Source organism: Brachyspira sp. (genome assembly GCF_029258575.1).
In the GTDB taxonomy this organism is placed as follows: Bacteria; Spirochaetota; Brachyspiria; order Brachyspirales; family Brachyspiraceae; genus Brachyspira.
On the sequence record NZ_JARHYI010000089.1, the window covers coordinates 1 to 3,900 of the forward strand.

The window sequence follows — 3,900 nt, forward strand, 5'->3', positions numbered from 1 at the left end:
TATAGATAAAAAAACGGATATTATTATATTTGTAACTAGAGATGTTGATTACACTGTTATAATGGATAGATTAAGTAGATATAATGCTTTAATAGGTATTGTTACTATATTTGATAATGCTAAAAGAGATATATTTAAAAATCCAAGCGGACATATATTTAAAATTGAAGATTATAAATCATTAGAAAAACATGAAAATGAAATAAAAAAAGAAAATAATATAGATATAATAGAATTTTTAAATTTCTTCTACATTAAAGTACTTGAAATACATAAAAATCAAAATACTGATATTGTAAAAATTTCTATATCAGATATATGCAATAAAATAAATGAAGATTTTAATCTTGAAAAAGGTAAAAGTGCAATAGAACAAACACAATTCAAAAAAATAAAAAATCTTCTTGAATATTTGAATAATCATGGAATAAATACAAAAACAGATAATGATAATTTTTATATTAATGATATAAATGTATTTAAAAAAGAAATGGCAAAAATTTTGAATTTAAATAGCTGTGAAATAAGCGATAATGCTTTCATATATGCATTCAAAGAATTAATTTCAGGATATGAAGAAAATGCCGTGATTTCTCTAGCTAATACTATGAATGAAATTAACAAAAAATTCAAAATAGTAAATAATTCTAGTGCTGTTAAAAATACTAGATTTAAAAAACCTAGCAAATTCATAGATCATATAATAAAAAAAGGAATTCCTATTGAACTTACAAATAAAGGAAATAGCTTTGTAATGAAAGATAAAAATAAAGTATTGGAAACGCTTGAGAATATATATAATGAATAATATCATGAGGTAATATAATAATATGTCAAATATAACAGTAATAGGAATGGGTTTAATGGGAGGCTCATTAATAAAAGCATTGAGTGTCAGTAAACAAAATTATAATATATATGTTATAGATACAAATAAAGAAAATATTGAATCTGCTTTAAAAGACGGTTATATTCAAAAAGGGTTTTATAATTATGATAATATAGAAGAATGTATTGAATGGGGTGATATTATTATGATATGTACTTTGCCATCAATAGCAATAGATACAATCAATAAATATAAACATTTAATTGATAATAAAAAAATACTTTCAGACTTTTGCGGAGTAAAAATTGATATTTTTAATAATACAAAAGATAAAAAATATGTTGGGCTTCACACTATGGCTGGAAGAGAAAAAGGAGGATATATAAACTCTTCAGAAACTCTATTTAAAAATTCTAATGCCATTATAGTAAATAATGATAATGCAAATGAAAATGATATAAAAATAATAGAAAAATTATCCTCAGATATAGGCTGCTTAAAAATTATAAAATCAACAGCAAAAAAACATGATGAAATGATAGCTTTTACTAGTCAGCTTATGCATATAATAGCATGCGGTATAGTTAATCATGATAATTTTTTGAAATCTTTAGGGTTTGAAGGGAATAGTTTGGGAGATCATACAAGAGTAGGTACAATAGATGCTAATATGTGGAGCGAATTATTCCTTTATAACAGCGATTATTTATATGAAGCTTTGGATAAATATATAATATGCCTTAATTATTTTAAAAATGCATTAAAAAATAAAAATAGAGATAAACTAAAAATACTTATGCAGAATTCTAATAATACAAAAAAAGAATGGACTGAAAGAAAAAACGAATTCCAAAAATAGAAATTAAATTTTTATGCCCACTATATAAAGAGGGCATAAAAAATAAATGCTTTCTAAATATAAAACCATTTTTTAAAAAAAATGTAAAAAAATTTTTAAAAATTTAAACTTTGAAATATTAATAAAATAGAAATACTTAATTTAATACATTTAATATAACAGAAAATTATGATGAAAAAGAGTCAATAGTTGATATAAAAGCTACAACTGAAACAGCAATAACTATATTAATTTATAAATAAAAAAATTTTTAATAAATTTCATTTTATTGTATAATACAAATAATATTTAAAAAATGATATTTAGGATTTATTAATATGAACAAAATAGAAAGCTATTTTTTACAGCATAATAAAATAAAATTCTCAAATGTAGTTTGCAGTCAGAATAAAAAAATAATATTAAGAAATCCCAAAAAAGCAGAGATAAAAAATAAAAAAGAAGAAAAAGATATTAAAAATGAAGGTATGGAATCTATGGGATCAATGAAAGAAATAAAAAATGACGAATTAAAAAATATATATAATGAAGTTGAAAAATGTATGAAATGTGAGGCTTTATGTAATAGCAGATTAAATGTAGTATTTGGAAGAGGAGATGAAGAGCCTGAGATAGTATTTGTAGGAGAGGCACCGGGAGCAGATGAGGATAAGCAAGGACTTCCATTCGTAGGAAGAGGTGGAAAATTACTTGATAAATGGATTGAAAGATTAAATATAAATAATAATAAATACTATATTATGAATGCATTAAAATGCCGTCCTCCTGATAATAGAGATCCTTTTCCTGAAGAAAAAGCTAATTGTAGAGATTATTTTGTTAATCAGTTAAAAATACTTAATCCTAAAATAATATGTGCATTAGGTCGTCATGGATTTGGTAATTTAATAGATTTTGATTTGAAAACGCCATATGGTAAAGCTAGAAACAAGATTCATTATTACAATAATAATGGAAAAGATGTACCTGTAATAGCAACTTATCATCCTGCTTATATTTTAAGAAATCAAAAAGAGGAAGATAAAGTTATATCCGATTTGGAGTTTATGCTTGGAGAATTGAAAAAAATAAAAAATAATTAATATATACTTTTATTAAAAAAAGTTTATTATTTATTATAATAATAAATAGGCAAATATATTTAAAATATTTTTAATAAATTTAATTTATAGGAGATATATTTGAAACAATATAAAAAATATTTTATTTTAATGCTGATAATATGCAAATGTTTAATACCTAATACATTTGATAATATAGTAGATGCTTCAGATGAAGAAAAAATAGAATATTCCAATATTCCAAAAAAACCTACTATATTTGATAATATTAATAATGATAATAAGTTAGAATATATTGTAGAAAGTATTGAAAGATATTTAGAAAATGGTAATGATATAAATACGATAAACAAGAATGGAAATACATTATTAATGGAAGCGGTATCAATAGGATATTATGATTTAGCTGATTATTTGATAGATAGGAATGCGGATATAAGTATTACAAATAGCAAGGGAGAAAATGCATTAATATTATCTGCAAATTATCCATACATAATGAACTTACTTATTAATAATAATGCTGATATTAATATTGCTGATAACAATGGTAAAACATCACTTCATTATGCATGCGAGTATGGAGATTTATATTCGGTAAAACTTCTCATAAAAAGTGGGGCTGACATTAATAAAAAAGATATACTAGGAAAAAACATTCTTATGTATGCAGTTGGAAATGAACATTTTTCATTGATAAAATATCTAATAGAAGATTTAAAAATAGATATAAATGAAAAAGATGATTGGGGTCAAAATGCTATGTTTTATGCCACAAAAATAGATATAGCAAGATATTTGATTTACAATAATATAAGCTATACTGATGTAAATTCAATAGGTTTGAAACCATATGAAGTTATGAAGTATAATGGATATATAAATGTTTCAATCTATCTTCAAAAATTAGAAAAAAGAAGATGATGCATAAAAATATCTTTAAGTATTTTTTTTATAAACCGAGAATATTTACAGTATATTGGAGTTTATATGAATATCAAAGTTATTTTACTATTTATTGCTATAAATATGCTGCTTTTTGCTCAATACACTTCCACTACTACTAATAATATATTAGTAAATACAGGGGAAGGAAGAGTTGATTATACAACTTATACAATATATGCAGATGCAACAGCTGATTTTCTCAC

Annotated in this window: 4 protein-coding genes and 1 pseudogene; all 5 read left to right on the forward strand. The window is 22.9% G+C overall.

What is annotated here, in order from left to right; genetic code table 11:
• Positions 1 to 808 (forward strand): NYN domain-containing protein (locus Q1J76_RS07015; protein ID WP_300368882.1); only part of this gene is annotated, 808 nt, incomplete at its 5' end.
• 22 nt (positions 809 to 830) lie between these two features.
• The gene (locus Q1J76_RS07020; RefSeq protein ID WP_300368885.1) at positions 831 to 1,688 is read left to right on the forward strand and encodes a prephenate dehydrogenase; all 858 of its coding nucleotides are present in this window, start codon (positions 831 to 833) and stop codon (positions 1,686 to 1,688) included.
• Positions 1,689 to 1,831: 143 nt separating this feature from the next.
• Positions 1,832 to 1,921 (forward strand): annotated as a pseudogene (locus Q1J76_RS12610) (Rpn family recombination-promoting nuclease/putative transposase); the annotation flags it as partial.
• 84 nt (positions 1,922 to 2,005) lie between these two features.
• Positions 2,006 to 2,770, forward strand: coding sequence for a uracil-DNA glycosylase (locus tag Q1J76_RS07025; RefSeq protein WP_300368888.1), 765 nt, complete (start codon positions 2,006 to 2,008; stop codon positions 2,768 to 2,770).
• Between the two features lie 153 nt (positions 2,771 to 2,923).
• The gene (locus tag Q1J76_RS07030; protein ID WP_300368891.1) at positions 2,924 to 3,673 is read left to right on the forward strand and encodes an ankyrin repeat domain-containing protein; all 750 of its coding nucleotides are present in this window, start codon (positions 2,924 to 2,926) and stop codon (positions 3,671 to 3,673) included.
• Positions 3,674 to 3,900: the final 227 nt, after the last annotated feature.